Genomic DNA, 1,416 nt, shown 5'->3' with positions numbered 1-1,416 from the left:
ACACAGTGGACGCGAGCAACTGAGGACAAGCCCTCGGCCTATTAGTACCAGTCAGCTTCAACCGTTACCGGTCTTCCACATCTGGCCTATCAACCCAGTCGTCTACTGGGAGCCTTAACCCCTCATGGGGGTGGGAGTTCTCATCTCGAAGCAGGCTTCCCGCTTAGATGCTTTCAGCGGTTATCCCTCCCGAACGTAGCCAACCAGCCATGCCCTTGGCAGAACAACTGGCACACCAGAGGTTCGTCCGTCCCGGTCCTCTCGTACTAGGGACAGCCCTTCTCAAAACTCCTACGCGCACAGCGGATAGGGACCGAACTGTCTCACGACGTTCTAAACCCAGCTCGCGTACCGCTTTAATGGGCGAACAGCCCAACCCTTGGGACCGACTCCAGCCCCAGGATGCGACGAGCCGACATCGAGGTGCCAAACCATCCCGTCGATATGGACTCTTGGGGAAGATCAGCCTGTTATCCCCGGGGTACCTTTTATCCGTTGAGCGACGGCGCTTCCACAAGCCACCGCCGGATCACTAGTCCCGACTTTCGTCCCTGCTCGACCCGTCGGTCTCACAGTCAAGCTCCCTTGTGCACTTACACTCAACACCTGATTACCAACCAGGCTGAGGGAACCTTTGGGCGCCTCCGTTACTCTTTAGGAGGCAACCGCCCCAGTTAAACTACCCATCAGACACTGTCCCTGATCCGGATCACGGACCCAGGTTAGACATCCAGCACGACCAGAGTGGTATTTCAACGACGACTCCACCTGAACTGGCGTCCAAGCTTCACAGTCTCCCACCTATCCTACACAAGCCGAACCGAACACCAATATCAAACTATAGTAAAGGTCCCGGGGTCTTTCCGTCCTGCTGCGCGAAACGAGCATCTTTACTCGTAGTGCAATTTCACCGGGCCTATGGTTGAGACAGTCGAGAAGTCGTTACGCCATTCGTGCAGGTCGGAACTTACCCGACAAGGAATTTCGCTACCTTAGGATGGTTATAGTTACCACCGCCGTTTACTGGCGCTTAAGTTCTCAGCCTCGCCACACCGAAATGTGACTAACCGGTCCCCTTAACGTTCCAGCACCGGGCAGGCGTCAGTCCGTATACATCGCCTTACGGCTTCGCACGGACCTGTGTTTTTAGTAAACAGTCGCTTCTCGCTGGTCTCTGCGGCCACCCCAAGCTCAGACAGTAAATGTCATCACCCAAGATGGCCCCCCTTCTCCCGAAGTTACGGGGGCATTTTGCCGAGTTCCTTAACCATAGTTCACCCGAACGCCTCGGTATTCTCTACCAGACCACCTGAGTCGGTTTAGGGTACGGGCCGCCATGAAACTCGCTAGAGGCTTTTCTCGACAGCATAGGATCATCCACTTCACCACAATCGGCTCGGCATCAGGTCTCAGACT

Annotated in this window: 1 rRNA gene; it reads right to left on the bottom strand. The window is 55.5% G+C overall.

Annotation, left to right across the window (positions count from 1 at the left end):
• Nucleotides 1-21: 21 nt before the first annotated feature.
• Nucleotides 22-1,416 (bottom strand): 23S ribosomal RNA (locus ACIODU_RS33145); the annotation flags it as partial.

Source organism: Streptomyces sp. NPDC088261 (assembly GCF_044740805.1).
Classification (GTDB): domain Bacteria; phylum Actinomycetota; class Actinomycetes; order Streptomycetales; family Streptomycetaceae; genus Streptomyces.
This window is presented reverse-complemented; position numbering and strand designations above follow the sequence as displayed.